Source organism: Pelagibacterium sp. (assembly GCF_048264985.1).
In the GTDB taxonomy this organism is placed as follows: Bacteria; Pseudomonadota; Alphaproteobacteria; order Rhizobiales; family Devosiaceae; genus Pelagibacterium.
Window position 1 is genome coordinate 72,416 of the sequence record NZ_JBLXCL010000002.1, and the last position, 13,258, is coordinate 85,673.

Annotated in this window: 15 protein-coding genes and 1 pseudogene; 7 read left to right on the forward strand and 9 right to left on the reverse strand. The window is 57.4% G+C overall.

Going from position 1 to position 13,258, the window contains the following annotated elements:
• From ACN0TA_RS09645 to ACN0TA_RS09655, 3 genes are all read right to left on the reverse strand, one after another.
• Entirely contained in the window at positions 1–1,203 is a 1,203-nt protein-coding gene (locus ACN0TA_RS09645) for a DUF2336 domain-containing protein (protein ID WP_417582261.1), read from the reverse strand.
• 86 nt (positions 1,204–1,289) lie between these two features.
• A complete protein-coding gene (locus ACN0TA_RS09650) occupies positions 1,290–2,105 on the reverse strand; it encodes a transglycosylase SLT domain-containing protein (RefSeq protein WP_417582263.1) in 816 nt (271 codons plus the stop codon).
• Positions 2,106–2,162: 57 nt separating this feature from the next.
• Entirely contained in the window at positions 2,163–2,741 is a 579-nt protein-coding gene (locus ACN0TA_RS09655; protein WP_417582265.1) for a nitroreductase, read from the reverse strand.
• 114 nt (positions 2,742–2,855) lie between these two features.
• On the opposite strand from ACN0TA_RS09655, the gene ACN0TA_RS09660 reads away from it, so the two are divergent.
• Positions 2,856–3,839, forward strand: coding sequence for a hypothetical protein (locus tag ACN0TA_RS09660; protein WP_417582267.1), 984 nt, complete (start codon positions 2,856–2,858; stop codon positions 3,837–3,839).
• A 185-nt stretch (positions 3,840–4,024) separates the two neighbouring features.
• On the opposite strand, the gene thrS is transcribed toward ACN0TA_RS09660, so the two are convergent.
• The 4 genes from thrS to ACN0TA_RS09680 form a co-directional block, all read right to left on the reverse strand.
• On the reverse strand, positions 4,025–5,995 hold the full coding sequence (thrS, locus tag ACN0TA_RS09665) for a threonine--tRNA ligase (RefSeq protein ID WP_417582269.1): 1,971 nt from the start codon (positions 5,993–5,995) through the stop codon (positions 4,025–4,027).
• Positions 5,996–6,093: 98 nt separating this feature from the next.
• The gene (locus tag ACN0TA_RS09670) at positions 6,094–6,522 is read right to left on the reverse strand and encodes a GFA family protein (RefSeq protein ID WP_417582271.1); all 429 of its coding nucleotides are present in this window, start codon (positions 6,520–6,522) and stop codon (positions 6,094–6,096) included.
• Positions 6,482–6,805 carry a membrane protein insertion efficiency factor YidD gene (gene yidD / locus ACN0TA_RS09675; protein ID WP_417582273.1) on the reverse strand — a complete coding sequence of 108 codons (324 nt, stop codon included), beginning with the start codon at positions 6,803–6,805 and terminating at the stop codon, positions 6,482–6,484. Before yidD ends, ACN0TA_RS09670 begins: the two co-directional genes overlap by 41 nt.
• Entirely contained in the window at positions 6,805–7,233 is a 429-nt protein-coding gene (locus ACN0TA_RS09680) for an iron-sulfur cluster assembly scaffold protein (RefSeq protein ID WP_417582275.1), read from the reverse strand. The genes yidD and ACN0TA_RS09680 overlap by 1 nt, the downstream gene beginning before the upstream one ends.
• 189 nt (positions 7,234–7,422) lie before the next feature.
• Between ACN0TA_RS09680 and folE the strand changes: the two genes are divergently transcribed.
• A complete protein-coding gene (folE, locus tag ACN0TA_RS09685; protein ID WP_417582277.1) occupies positions 7,423–8,049 on the forward strand; it encodes a GTP cyclohydrolase I FolE in 627 nt (208 codons plus the stop codon).
• 39 nt (positions 8,050–8,088) lie between these two features.
• Positions 8,089–8,538, forward strand: a complete 450-nt coding sequence (hisI, locus tag ACN0TA_RS09690) for a phosphoribosyl-AMP cyclohydrolase (RefSeq protein ID WP_417582279.1) — start codon at positions 8,089–8,091, stop codon at positions 8,536–8,538.
• On the opposite strand, the gene ACN0TA_RS09695 is transcribed toward hisI, so the two are convergent.
• Complete coding sequence (locus tag ACN0TA_RS09695; protein WP_417582281.1) at positions 8,526–9,269, reverse strand: rhomboid family intramembrane serine protease; 744 nt, start codon at positions 9,267–9,269, stop codon at positions 8,526–8,528. The genes hisI and ACN0TA_RS09695 overlap by 13 nt on opposite strands.
• A 158-nt stretch (positions 9,270–9,427) precedes the next feature.
• Between ACN0TA_RS09695 and ACN0TA_RS09700 the strand changes: the two genes are divergently transcribed.
• The 4 genes and pseudogenes from ACN0TA_RS09700 to ACN0TA_RS09715 all read left to right on the forward strand — a co-directional run bounded on the left by ACN0TA_RS09700 (position 9,428) and on the right by ACN0TA_RS09715 (position 12,291).
• Positions 9,428–10,105 (forward strand): PAS domain-containing protein, encoded by a 678-nt coding sequence (locus ACN0TA_RS09700; RefSeq protein WP_417582283.1) that lies wholly within the window; start codon positions 9,428–9,430, stop codon positions 10,103–10,105.
• Between the two features lie 97 nt (positions 10,106–10,202).
• Complete coding sequence (locus ACN0TA_RS09705) at positions 10,203–10,838, forward strand: PilZ domain-containing protein (protein WP_417582285.1); 636 nt, start codon at positions 10,203–10,205, stop codon at positions 10,836–10,838.
• Between the two features lie 306 nt (positions 10,839–11,144).
• A pseudogene (locus ACN0TA_RS09710) lies at positions 11,145–11,525 on the forward strand (cell wall hydrolase); the annotation flags it as partial.
• Positions 11,526–11,661: 136 nt separating this feature from the next.
• Complete coding sequence (locus tag ACN0TA_RS09715) at positions 11,662–12,291, forward strand: transglutaminase-like cysteine peptidase (RefSeq protein WP_417582287.1); 630 nt, start codon at positions 11,662–11,664, stop codon at positions 12,289–12,291.
• Positions 12,292–12,398: 107 nt separating this feature from the next.
• Here ACN0TA_RS09715 and ACN0TA_RS09720 read toward each other — a convergent pair whose 3' ends face one another.
• A complete protein-coding gene (locus ACN0TA_RS09720; RefSeq protein ID WP_417582289.1) occupies positions 12,399–13,250 on the reverse strand; it encodes a universal stress protein in 852 nt (283 codons plus the stop codon).
• Between the last annotated feature and the right edge of the window lie 8 nt (positions 13,251–13,258).

Here is a 13,258-nt window from a genome sequence, read left to right on the forward strand (position 1 = left end):
TCAGGCCGCCGGCAGCGCCAGTCGTTCCTCGCGCAAATCTGGCATCATAATTTCGTCGGGCGCCTCTGCAGCAAAGGCAGGCATCACGCCGCGCGCAGCGCTGCGAGCCAAAGCGATGTTCTGCTCGTTGAGATAGGCAAACGACTCTTCCAGCGCTGGCGGAATGACGCCGTCATTCTCGGCGATCAATTCTTCGATCAGCAGCGATACAACGTAGTGCCGCGCCGCGACATCATCGGCCAGGTCTGCCTGCCGCGCATGAGCCACCAAGCGGGCCAATAGATTGCGCACAGCCGGTGTAAACCCGCATCGGCTGAACACAGCATGCAGGGCCGCTCGGCTGCCGCTGTCGAGAATAGTGAAAACCTTCGCGCGAGGGGTTGCAGAAAGATGCGACAGCGCGTCTGCAAAAAACAAGACATGCCCATGAACCATTGCATGAAGCATAAGCCGGGCATTGATCTTTTCGCCGTCGGACATAGCGGCGACATAGCCCCTGGCTCCCCGCCCCGCTTCACGTTCACCGATCGCCGTGGTTGCGCTATCGCATGCGTCGCGCATCAACCGCTCAAGACGACGCGGCTGAACTGCGCCCTTCACGACCCGCAGACCGATAAGTGCCTGCCGCACACATTCGACAAGACGCAACCTTGCAATGCCCGGCAGATCGCGTCGCTTGAGCAGCGCGCCACGAACTTTTGCATCTTCACCCCATTTTTCCGCCAGCATAATGAGGTCATCTTCAGGTAGCGCAATGTCGGTGCGCAACAGCACGCGGATGCACAAGTCGGGATCCCCCAGACGCGTCAAAGCCAACGCTACGCGTTGACTCAGCGTATCGCGCGCCGTCATCACAGCCAGCATTTCTGGTTCTCCCGAGCGAATGACGCCCATGAGATCGGCATCAAGCAGCACCGGTGAAAATTGTACAACTGCGCGCGAAATAACAGGAGCATCCTGCGCCAGAGACAACATGATCGGGCGCGGCGCATGTTCTGAATGCAACAAACCATAAGCCAGTGCGGCGCGCACCTTGACCGATGGATCATCAAGAAAGTTCATCAGCGCAGCATAAAGCGCTGCCTGCTCGTCCGCCGGCCCACGATGCCCCAAATAGGCCATGGCAGCCAAATGAGCCGCCTGCCCTCGCTCCTCGCTGTTGTGCGATTGCGAAAGTTGCACATAACGCTGATAGGCGACCATACGCATCCCCAAAACATTCTTGTGGCCCAAACTAGCCGGCAAGGTTTAAGTTTTGGTTCACCATAAGCGGCCAATGGCCATTGGGATTATTCTCCTGAATAAAAGCCGCTGAACAGCGCCCTGCCAGGAACCGCTGTCGGTGTCTGGACGGGAGCCGACACCGAGGATTGCGCTTCTGTGGCGAAAAGCGAGGTAAAGGACACTCCCGGCGGGATCTGTGGGGCAGAGTCGATTTCGACCCGCGACGGCAAGGGCTGTTGGCTTGCCATTTGTTGCGCGGCGAATGCGGCATTGCCAGTACCTGAATGCCGCGCCACCAAGGCCTCATAAACCTCCCGTACACTGCGCGGGCGACCATTTTCATAAAAGATGGAAGGGTTCGCAGCAGCAGGACGCGGAAAGGCGGCAGCAGCGTCAGCGTTGGGGTCTTGCAACCCGAGCTCAAAGAAACGCTCGGCGCCGCTCGGCCCGAGAAAGTGAGCGATGTAAAGTTCACCTGGGCTCGGCATGCGTCCGAACTTACCCATAAGAAAATCGCCGTTGCGGCGGGTAAACGCCGCAGCCATATCCGAAGCGACCTGGGGATCATTGCGCAGCTCGAGAATCTGTTCGCGCACCGCAGGGTTCGCCACAAAGAACTCGCCCTGTTGCTCCTGGATGTGGTCGGAGAAATCCTGGTAACCCAGACGCGGCCCTTCATCTTTCATCACCTCGAGCCATGTGCTCTCGATGAATTGGAAAAGGCCGGTAGCAGAAGACGTTTGTGCCTTGGCGCTGGGATTAAGGCTGCTTTCCCGGATCGCCGTCTGCAGCAGGTAATCGAAATCCACGCCATTGCGCGCGCCCGCCCGATCAAGAGCATAGGCAATAGGTTGCGGCACGTTGGAAATCGGGGAAGCCATAAAATCCGACTCAAGACATCTCGAAGTTAATGAAACCCTACAGCGGTTAACCGTCGGTTAACCATGCCAATATGTCGTCAATGCTTCAGGATCTGGCCGATCCCGATCATCGAGCCGGGTTTGTGCAGTGCCGATATGAACGAACGCGACGAAACGCTCACCCGCCTGCGCGCCTAGCGCGGCCGAGGCTTGATCATCATAGGCAAACCAGCGCGTCACCCAATGGGCGCCATAGCCGAGCGCGTTGGCGGCATGGCAGAGATTGAAAGCAGCATTACCGGCGGCGAGCAGCTGCTCGAACTCGGGGATTTTGAAATGCGGCACTGCTGTTGAAATCACGCCGATCGTAATCGGAGCCGGCAGGAAGTGCTTGCGCTCGATTTCAAGCTGCTCCTCCCCGCGCTCCGGCCATTTGGCCTTGGCAATCTCGTAGAGCCGGTCGCCGGCCATTCGACGCGCTTCCCCCTCATAGACAATAAACCGCCAGGGTGCGAGTTTACCATGATCGGGGACGCGACATGCGATTGTCAGCATCTCTTCGAGATGTTCAGGCGAAGGTGCCGGTTCGGACAGGAAAGGTGCGGTCACTGTACGGCGGGTCAACAGATAGTCGCGCAGGGCGGTATTCACAGTCATGATAGATAGTCAGCTCCCAACTTGCTCATCGCGCTCCCTTATGACACAGCTTTTCCCCAATCCAAGCCTATCGGAGTGATCGCTGGCGAGGAGTATTCGGTAAAGAGTGGTTTGATGCGCCTTCGATCTCTGCTTTTGGTTTTTGTTCTGGCACTGTGCGCCATGCCGGCCCTAGGTCAGGAAATCGACGAATCGCTTGTCGCGCCAACACCGCCACCGCGCCCCCAAGCATTCGGCGGCGAAGAGCGGCCCGGCGATTCGAACGAAGAAGTCGGACCGGACACCACGATTGACGGCGCGGATACCGGCCCGGATCGACCCGATTTCTCGGGGATAACCGATCCTCAACCAGTTACCCTCTCAGCACGACTGACAGATGATGGCCCCTTCATTCCCGATGGGCTGGTTTGGCGCATATTCGATACGCGCACTGATGAAACCGGCGAATTGGTGCTGGTTGCCAAATCCGAAGAGGCGACTGCAACGCTGAGCCTTCCGCCCGGTGAATACATAATGCACGTTGCCTATGGCCGCGCGCAGGCCAGCGACACAATGTTTGTCGAGCCTGGCCCCAACACCCATACCATTGTGTTCGAGGTCGGCGGGTTAAGACTTTCTGCCATGATCTCGGGCGACGTACCGATTCCGAGTGATCTGTTGCGCTTCGACATTTTCACAAATGGTCCTAACGGACGCGTGACGGTTGCCGAAAACGTGCCCCCTGATGAACTCATCCACCTCAATGCCGGCATTTATTCCATCACTTCGCGTTTTGGGTCGATAAATGCCGTCGTGCGCTCCGAGCTACGAGTAGAACCGGGCCAGATCACCGAAGCAACACTTTATCAGAAGGCAGCCCAAGTGGCCTTGCGCCTTGTCTCCGAAGAGGGCGGAGAAGCCATCGCCGATGTCGAATGGACGATCAAGACCCCGCAGGGCGAGACGATATTCGCCGATATCGGGGCATTTCCGGCCACTGTGCTGGCCGAGGGCGACTACTTGGCTTTGGCCAAGCTTGGCGAGAATGTCTATAATCGCGAATTCGAAGTTACGGCGGGCAGCCCGCGTGAAGTCGAGATCCTGACAACTGTATATTGATCATCGCGACTTGCTCCAATTGGAGCGAAAGCTATTCCCTGACGCACTTCCGCGTATTTGAACCGTGCCCAAACTTCGTCGCTTGGGTCCCTTGCGTCCATGCAAGCTAGCCGTTCCCGACTGTATGACGCCATATTGAGCATGGAGATATAGAAAGGGCCGCGCGATGCGCGGCCCAAACAGGATCAGACGACTTTGCGCTTAAGATCAGGGGGCGTTACCTGCCCGACCAGGTCGGCAATAGCCTCTGCGACCGGAGTAACAGTCTGGCCCTGGCTGCCCAATTGCCGGATCGAAACCGTCTTTTCCTCGGCCTCCCGGCGACCGGCCACAAAGATAAAGGGCACCCGGCCCACCGAGTGCTCACGCACCTTGTAATTGATCGATTCGTTGCGCGTATCGATTTCGGCACGGATGCCTTGAGCCCGCAGATCTGCAACGACCTCGCGAGCATAGTCATCAGCATCGGAAACGATGGTTGCGACCACGACCTGAACTGGTGCCAACCAGAGCGGCATACGCCCCGCATAGCTTTCGATCATCATGCCCAGGAACCTCTCAAGCGACCCAAGGATCGCCCTATGCAACATGACCGGGCGCTGGCGTCCGCCATCTTCGGCTACATAGGAAGCGTCCAGACGCTCGGGCATCACGAAATCAAGCTGTAAAGTGCCACACTGCCACGAACGGCCAATAGCGTCCTTGAGATGGAATTCGAGCTTGGGACCATAAAAGGCCCCCTCGCCTTCGGCGATCTCGAAACCACGTCCGGTCGCCTTGAGCGCATCGCCCAGGCTCTTCTCAGCAAGATCCCAGACACTGTCATCACCCGCACGGGTTTCTGGACGCGTGGCAAGCAGAATCTTGACCTCGGTAAAGCCCATATCCTCATAGACCGAATCCAGCAGCGCACAGAAATTCTCGGTTTCTGCCTGAATCTGATCAACCCTGCAGAAGACGTGCGCATCGTCTTGGGTCATCTGTCGCACGCGCATCAGTCCATGAAGGGCTCCATGCGCTTCATTACGATGGCAACAGCCAAATTCAGCAAGCCGCAAAGGCAGATCACGGTAAGACTTGATACCTTGGTTGAAGACCTGGACGTGGGCCGGGCAATTCATCGGCTTGAGCGCCAGAAGATTAGCATCGGCTGAAATTTCAGGCTGATCGCCCTCTGTCGAAGGCGTCTCGTCAGGCACTACGAACATGTTCTCACGGAACTTGCCCCAGTGACCTGATTTTTCCCAGAGCTTGTTGTCGAGCAGCTGTGGCGTCTTGATTTCCTTGTAGCCGGAGGCATTCAGACGGCGGCGAATATATTCCTCCATCTGATTGTACATGACAAAACCCTTGGGGTGCCAGAACACCGAGCCCTGCGCCTCATGCTGGAAATGATAAAGATCCATTTCCTGGCCGATCTTGCGGTGATCGCGCTTTTCGGCCTCCTCAATCATGTGCAGATGAGCTTCGAGCTGATCCTTGGACGCCCAGGCAGTGCCATAAATGCGGCTCAGCACTTCCCGATTGGAATCGCCACGCCAATACGCGCCGGCCACCTTGGTCAGCTTGAAGGCCTTACCGACATCCTTGGTGGTGCGCATATGCGGACCACGGCAGAGATCGAACCACTGCCCCTGCTTGTATATTTTGACCTGTTGGTCCGCAGGAATGGCATCGATCAGCTCGACCTTGAACTGCTCGCCCTTGGCGCCGAACACCTTCTTGGCCTCGTCGCGATCCCACACCTCGCGGGTAAACTCTGCGCCGCGATCGATGATTTCTTCCATCTTTTTCTCGATGGACCGCAGATCATCCTCCGAAAACGGCTCGGCACGATAGAAGTCGTAATAGAACCCGTTCTCGATAACCGGGCCGATCGTGACCTGGGTGTCGGGCCAGAGTTCCTGCACCGCTTCGGCCAAAACGTGGGCAGCGTCGTGACGGATCAATTCGAGTGCAGCGTCGTCGTCACGCAGGACAAACTCGATACGACCATCAGCCTCAAGCACGCTCGAAAGGTCAGCCAGCTCGCCGTTCCAGCGCATAGCGACGGTTTTCTTAGCAAGCGATTTGGAGATGCCTTCGACGATGGTGGTCCCGGTGGTGCCCAATGCGTAATCACGCACTGCACCATCGGGGAACGTCACCTTAATCATCGTAAGTCTCCATGAAATCATTAAATGATTGCGCGCGACAGCCGCACGCAAGGCGGTTTGATTAGCACGATTGAGCATCAATTCCAGCCCTTATCGGCTCAGGACGGAAACGCTTCAAACTGCGGAAGGTCGTCGGTGATCTCGTGCCAGGGGGCTTTGGAGCCCACGAACATATGAAACATCGGACGAATGGACGGCTTATCGATGAGCGTGCCCATCGCCACATGCCCGTTGCCGTTTTCAGCGATGAACGAATAGAGGAAGGACCCGCAATGGCGGCAATGGATGTCGTGTGAACCAGGCGGCGTGCCGTAGATCAGCAGGCTGACGGCTTCGCTGGTCAGCGTTATCTTATCGAATGCTATGGCCGCCATCGGCTTGAATGCAGCACCAGTTGCCCTGCGACAGCGCGAACAATGGCAGTTGAATGCGGCGTGAAACGCATCGTCCACCTGATAGCCCACGGCTCCACACAGACAAGATCCCCTAAGTATGGCCACCGAGGTCACCCCCTCTCCAGCGCGCATACCGCCACGGCAGGTACCAGCGCGCCCTTTCCGGCCTAGCTTTGGGCACGGGATCGTATCCGTGCGTGCCACCTGGCCGGCAGCGCCAGATGCGCCCTGCCCCCATCCACCCGCCCGGCCAGAAACCATGCTTTAGAATTGCGTCGCGCGTGAATTCGGAACAGCTCGGCGCATGCCGGCAATTACGGCCCACTATTGCCGACAGTGTGTATCGGTAAGCCTGAATAAGCACATAGGCCGTCCATTTGAAGGGCCAATCGATAATAGCCAATAGCCGGCCCATCACACCCCGGCCTTGTCCAGAGCCTCGACCACAGCATCAAAAACCAGCAGCGTTGACGCCTGCCGGGCTGGAAAGGCGCGCACAGGTTCGAGATATTTCAGATCATCCCATTTACCCTGCGGCGGCGCCCCCTCTGCTCGCAACATGGCCGTCATGCGATGACGAAGGGCGCGCAGCTCGTCCGGGGTCGAGCCCACAATCTGCTCGGCGACGATGGCAGCGCTGGTCTGCCCAAGCGCACAGGCATTTATCGTCGCGCCATAGGCCGTTACGCGCCCGTCATTGAGCCCGATATCGATTTCCACCGAAGATCCGCACACGCGAGAGACTTTTCGTGCAGTTGCATCGGGGTTTTCGAGTCGCGGCATTTGCCTCGCCGCGCCGGCAATTTCCAGAATCCGTGCACTGTAAAGATCGGAAAATTCCATTATCTGGTCCGATTGTGGGTGGTCAGACCCTGTTGTTCACTCAAAATTGCCAATCTGTTTTCTTGTCGACTGACATGCTCCGCCTATATAAGGAGCGACGTCGTGGGCTGCAAATCCAATTGGTCCAAACCCAATCCATCGACGTAACAGAGGCACTAGCGCCCGTCGATTATCAAGGGGACACCCTTTATGGACATGAACGTCAAGCCCAAGCCTGTTCAGACTGCACTGGATCGGGTGATCGAGCGCCCCTCCCGCGAGGAAGCAGAGGCTGCCGTGCGCACTCTGATTGCCTGGGCTGGAGATAACCCAGAGCGCGAAGGACTCATCGATACGCCGCGCCGCGTTGCCGATGCCTATCGTGAGTTCTACGCGGGATATGAGGAAGACGCCAAAGCTGTACTTGAAACGACTTTTACCGAGGTCGGTGGCTATGACGACATCGTGCTGGTTCGCGACATCCCGTTCAATTCCCACTGCGAACACCACATGGTCCCCTTCATGGGCAAGGCCCATATTGCGTATCTGCCCCATGATGGTGTTGTGGGCCTGTCCAAGCTGGCGCGCGTCACCGACGTCTTTGCCAAGCGGTTGCAGACTCAGGAAAACCTGACGGCCCAGATCATCGAAGCGATAAACGAGGCGATTAATCCGCGCGGCGCCGCCGTGATGCTCGAAGCCGAGCACATGTGCATGTCCATGCGCGGCATCAAAAAGCACGGCTCGTCCACCGTGACCCATCGGTTCACCGGGGTTTTTGCCGAGGATCGGCAGGAACAAGACAGATTTTTCGCCCTGATCCGCGCCGGGCGGTGAAGTCTTCCCCAAGGCGCGGGCTTGGTTTAAGACCGCGCCATGACACAATTTCCCGACCCAAGCGCCCTTTCAAAATCCGATCTCGAAACAGGTCCGATTTTCGCCCCTAGATTCGACGCCAATGGACTAGTCACTGCCGTGACTGTCGAGGCGGGCACCAATCAAGTGCTCATGGTTGCGCACATGAACGCCGATGCCATCACCGAAACCCTGCGATCAGGTCACGCGACCTATTGGTCGCGTTCGCGTGGCAAACTCTGGAAAAAAGGTGAAACGTCAGGCGAGCTTCAGGAACTCGTGGAACTGCGCACCGATTGCGACCAGGACGCGCTTCTTGTTGTTGTAAGGCAAACCGGGCACGGCGCTGCTTGTCATACCGGCCGCAAAACCTGCTTTTACCGTCGCGTCGAAATGACCGGCGTCGACGTCAAACTCTCCGATACGGGCGAAGCGCAGCTGTTCGACCCAAAGGCGGTCTATAGGCGCTGATGCTGGCGTGAAAAACGGTCCAGCACCGAAGGCAGGAGCAGTCCAGCGACAAAACCGCCGACATGCGCCTCCCAGGCAATTGCGACATTGGTGCCAAGGATGAGCGGCGCAAACCCGATCAAAAGGTTTAGTCCTAACCAAAACAGCACGAATGCACGGCTACGTGGATTGCGGAACACGCCTGCCAGCGAAGCCGTACGGCGCCCTAGGGCCACAGGTTCGCCGTTTTCAGGATTTCGGCCAACCACAATCGGCTCGAAGATAAATCGCATTGCCGCTCCGGTCAGCGCTGACACTCCGCCCGACGCCCCGAGCAGAATCGCAAACTGGTTGATCGAGACCGTCAGCGCAACGGTCTGAACGACCGCTCCTGCCAATGCGCCGAGCAAAAACACGACCAGCACGCCAAACGCGCCATAGCGCCGCCCTACAGGGGTCGCAAAGACCATCAGCCAGGCTGTATTTACCAGCAGATGCATGTAGTCGACATGGAGGAAAGCGTGCGTAAAGCCCGTCCAGAGCAAGGGGAGCGCCCCGCCCGGCCACTGAGCACTGTTGGTGAGTCGGTCGGGAATGTAGGCCAGCCAGATTCGCAGATTGCCAAGGCCATATTCATCAAGGCCGATATCGGCGGCGATATGGATCGCCCACATCAGCCCGATCAACACCACGACGACGCGCGGAACGTTAAAAATGGGCTCGCGCGGTGTCTGTTGCGGCGTATCGGCCATCGGGATTTCCCTTGTTTTGCAGCGGGTTTGTAACGGCTTGGCAGCTTATCCACACCAACGCGGTGGAAATTAACCTTAATGATTGTTTAAGAGCGCTTTTGAGCAGCCGATTTGGCAATATGGCGTTGTCTTGGCGGGAGCTCATCAAGAGCCACCGCATGGTATTGTTAAGGTCTGCCGGCATGCAACAGCGCTCAACAAAAACGCTATACTCCTATTGGAACGAAATCCGCGGCGCACGCTCTACCCCCGAGCGCCGGGACATCGATCCTACACGGATTCGCGATGCGCTGGCCCATACCTTCATTCTCGAATCGGGCGACGGAATGGATTTCAATTTCCGCCTCGCAGGGTCTCACATTTGCGCCTCTTACTGCCGCGAACTCAAATCCCGCCCCTTCTCTGCCCTTTGGTCAGTACGCGATCACGATGCGCTCGAGACATTGATGCGTGCCGTAACCGAGGATCATGCTGTCGCCTTGGTCACCTTTGAAGGCAATACCGAACGCGGCGAAAAACTCTCATTCGAGCTCGCTTTGTTTCCGCTGCGGCACAATGGCGTCACGACATCGCGCATACTTGGCGGTCTCTCGGCACTCGACGCCCCCTATTGGCTGGGTATCCATCCCATTGTGGACCAGCGCATCACCGGGCTGCGGCTGATCTGGCCAGACGACAAGGACACAGTGACCTCCGAAGGCTTCCGTAGTGCCATGCTTGACGACATCGCCGCAGCAATGAACGATGGTCCATCCGCCCCCTTGCCAGCCACCGTCGCCGGCTACTCGGCCCGACGCTATGCCCACCTGTCCGTAATCGACGGTGGAAAGAACTGACAAGCTCTCAGCTTCCTGCCCATATTCTTACCGTCCGTTAACGCTATCGCGGATAGACTCGTCCGATAGACTGACAGATAGCAGGGCGACGGACGACATGTTCATCGAAGACACGAACCTTCGGGCGTCGATGACGACCAATCCATTGTCGCGCGATGATGACGACCGCTTTCAACGCGTCCAGGTTTCGGTACTCGGGCGCTACATGCTGGCGGACCGACGCGAATTTCCCTGTCAGATCATAGAAATGTCCCCCGGCGACGCGATGGTCATCGCTCCGGTCTCCGGTGTTGTCGGGGAGAAGGTCATTATCTATGTCGATCACCTAGGCCGCGTTGAAGGAACAATTCTCGCGCTGATCGACGGTGGATTTCACATGAATGTCGTCGCCTCGCCCCGGCGACGCGACAAGATGGCCGCCCAGCTGACCTGGCTGGCTAACAAAGATATCCTCAACCTTCCCGAAGACCGCCGCCATGAGCGTGTGGTTCCCGATATACGCCACTCCTCGATCGTTCTCGAAGATGGCCGAAGGTACAATTGCAAGATTACCGACATTTCGCTTTCTGGTGCCGCTGTCGAAATCGAAGTGCGCCCGGCCCTTGGAACGCCGATATCGCTTGGTCGCATGCGCGCCCGCGTCGTGCGACACTTCTCCGATGGCATCGCCGTGGAGTTTGCTTCGGTCCAGGAAATGCTCACTGTCATACAACAAAACCTGCGCCTTAATTGATATCGGTCCAGGCGATATCGGGTTCAGTTTGTCCGTATGACGGCGCGTTACATCCATCTCCTCGACTATGAAGATCCGGCATCTGCCTTAGTCTGATTATCAATCAGGAAATTTTCGTAGTGAACCGATCCTTAACCCAGCTGCTCTAATCTTGTCCCATATGCGCAAGACCGGTCGCGGGGGGCGGGGTCGGAAAGCGCAACCACCCGCGTATTCTGGATGGTCTTAGTTATGCGTATCGTAAAAAAGGTGGCGGCCGTTGCCGTCAGCCTTGCCGCCCTCACATCACTTTCCGGCTGTGTTTCGCTGTTCGGATTGTTTGGTTCCAAAACGCCACATGAGTGCATGACGCGCGTTATGTATTTCGAATCCAATCGCTCGAGCCCCGACGGAATGCTCGCCGTGGGCACGGTTGTGATGAACCGTGCGGACTCCAACCAATTCCCAAGCGACGTCTGCGGCGTCGTCGGACAGAAGAACCAGTTTGCCGATGGCGTGCTGTCGCGCCAGATGACAGAGCAACGCAGCCTCAACCTCGCATCTCAGATGGCCACCCGCGTCCTGCGCGGCGAACGGCATCCTGGTGTGCAGGACGCCAAGTACTTCCACACGGCCGGACTGAGCTTTCCCTATCGCAACATGCATTACGTGCTCGTGGCTGGCGGCAATGCCTTCTACGCCAGACGCTGAATCAATCTCGATAAATCTATGCCTAACAGCGTGTAAAATAAGCCGATAAAACACGCTTAAAATCTGCGCGGCAATTTTTCTATCAGCGAAATAGCGCCCCCTTATCGTGGTCTCCGTCGGGGAGATCACGATAATGAAAAACAAATCGATCCTTATTTCGGGCCTAGTTGCCCTCATCGCTTCCGCCGGAGCCGTAGCTCCTGTCACGGCTCAGGATGCGCGTCTTGAACTGGCATATGCCGAAGTTTCTGCAGGCACGACGTCCATTCCGGTCGGACACATGGAATTCTGCCAGAAACGCCCTTATGAGTGCCAGCCTCTCGCGGTTGCAGCACCCACAGTGCTCAGCGACGATCTTTGGCGTCAGCTGCAGGACATCAACAACCACTACAACACCACAATCACTGCCGTCAGCGACTATGATCTGTACGGCGTCGAGGAATTCTGGACCTACCCAACATCAGGCTATGGCGATTGCGAGGACTTCGTTCTCGCCAAGCGCGCTGCTCTGATCGAAGGCGGTTGGAATCCTGCAAATCTTCTGATTTCCGTTGTTATGCAGCCCGACGGTGAAGGCCACGCCGTACTTATGGTCCGGACCGATCGCGGCGACCTGGTTCTCGACAACCAGGAGGGGCTTATCAAGCTCTGGACCGATACACCTTACACGTATCTCAAGCGCCAGTCGCAGGCCCATTCCGGCCAGTGGGTCGACATATTCGACGGTCGCGATGCCGTCGTAACCGCAACTGCAGGCTACTGACAATTCGGCCCCGGCGCTGCCGCCGGGGCTACCTCCTCACTCCCCGACAGGAGTGTTTACTAAGCCGGCATTCCACCCCGAATGCCGGCATTTTTTTGTTCCCAGACCTACCTGAACAGCAGCACAGGAATCTTGCACGAACGGACCATTTCCGATGTGGTCGAGCCGATGAACAGGCTCCGAATCCGCGAGTGGCCATAGGCCCCCATGACCAGAAGATCGATACCGCCCGATTCAACGATCTGCGAGATTACCGCTTCGGGCTGACCAGGTTTAATCTCACTGGTTGCGGTAATCCCGGCCGCAGCCAGTTTTGCTCTCGCGCTCTCGAGCTTCGCCCTTGTCTCACCGCTATCGCCGCCAACCGTCAGCAAATGGACGGACAAGCCTTCAAAGACAGGGCTCGTGGCAATGTAATCGAGCGCCTTCATGGCACTCTGTCCACCGTCAAACGCGACAAGCACGGCCTTTATCTCCGCGAAGCTGCGCGCTGCCACAAATACGGGACGCTTGGATGAACGAACAACACGTTCAAGATTGGAGCCCAGATGCATTTTGGCAAAATCGGCTGCCTCACCGCGTTTGCCAATGACAACGATCTCAGCATCGCCTTCGACATCACCTATCGTATCGACGATATCCCCGGTCATCAGGCGCGTTGTAACGTTCGCGACGCCACCATCAACAAGGATGGTTTTTGCGTCTTCGAGTATGGCCCTGCCCTTCTGTTGTGCCAGCTTGGCCCGGCGCTCATCGAGTTCGGCAAGATCGGCGAGAAGGGCCGAACGCGCGCCCAGCGCAATCGATCCGCTTAGATCGGTCGCCGGCGTATCCCTACGGCCAATGACATGCAGGATTTCCACCGGCTTGCCCGCACGTCTGGCCAGCCAGGATGCATTTTCGCACACACTCTTGGAATAAATCGAGCCGTCAACTAGCGCGATAAGTTTGTTAGCCATTGTTGCCT

What these genes read in the sequence shown, in the direction of transcription:
- ACN0TA_RS09645 (WP_417582261.1), bottom strand. Translation starts at nt 1,203, where the DNA reads ATGGTCGCCTATCAGCGTTATGTGCAACTTTCGCAATCGCACAACAGC.
- ACN0TA_RS09650 (WP_417582263.1), bottom strand. Translation starts at nt 2,105, where the DNA reads ATGGCTTCCCCGATTTCCAACGTGCCGCAACCTATTGCCTATGCTCTT.
- ACN0TA_RS09655 (WP_417582265.1), bottom strand. Translation starts at nt 2,741, where the DNA reads ATGACTGTGAATACCGCCCTGCGCGACTATCTGTTGACCCGCCGTACA.
- ACN0TA_RS09660 (WP_417582267.1), top strand. Translation starts at nt 2,856, where the DNA reads ATGCGCCTTCGATCTCTGCTTTTGGTTTTTGTTCTGGCACTGTGCGCC.
- thrS (WP_417582269.1), bottom strand. Translation starts at nt 5,995, where the DNA reads ATGATTAAGGTGACGTTCCCCGATGGTGCAGTGCGTGATTACGCATTG.
- ACN0TA_RS09670 (WP_417582271.1), bottom strand. Translation starts at nt 6,522, where the DNA reads ATGCGCGCTGGAGAGGGGGTGACCTCGGTGGCCATACTTAGGGGATCT.
- yidD (WP_417582273.1), bottom strand. Translation starts at nt 6,805, where the DNA reads ATGGGCCGGCTATTGGCTATTATCGATTGGCCCTTCAAATGGACGGCC.
- ACN0TA_RS09680 (WP_417582275.1), bottom strand. Translation starts at nt 7,233, where the DNA reads ATGGAATTTTCCGATCTTTACAGTGCACGGATTCTGGAAATTGCCGGC.
- folE (WP_417582277.1), top strand. Translation starts at nt 7,423, where the DNA reads ATGGACATGAACGTCAAGCCCAAGCCTGTTCAGACTGCACTGGATCGG.
- hisI (WP_417582279.1), top strand. Translation starts at nt 8,089, where the DNA reads ATGACACAATTTCCCGACCCAAGCGCCCTTTCAAAATCCGATCTCGAA.
- ACN0TA_RS09695 (WP_417582281.1), bottom strand. Translation starts at nt 9,269, where the DNA reads ATGGCCGATACGCCGCAACAGACACCGCGCGAGCCCATTTTTAACGTT.
- ACN0TA_RS09700 (WP_417582283.1), top strand. Translation starts at nt 9,428, where the DNA reads ATGGTATTGTTAAGGTCTGCCGGCATGCAACAGCGCTCAACAAAAACG.
- ACN0TA_RS09705 (WP_417582285.1), top strand. Translation starts at nt 10,203, where the DNA reads ATGTTCATCGAAGACACGAACCTTCGGGCGTCGATGACGACCAATCCA.
- ACN0TA_RS09715 (WP_417582287.1), top strand. Translation starts at nt 11,662, where the DNA reads ATGAAAAACAAATCGATCCTTATTTCGGGCCTAGTTGCCCTCATCGCT.
- ACN0TA_RS09720 (WP_417582289.1), bottom strand. Translation starts at nt 13,250, where the DNA reads ATGGCTAACAAACTTATCGCGCTAGTTGACGGCTCGATTTATTCCAAG.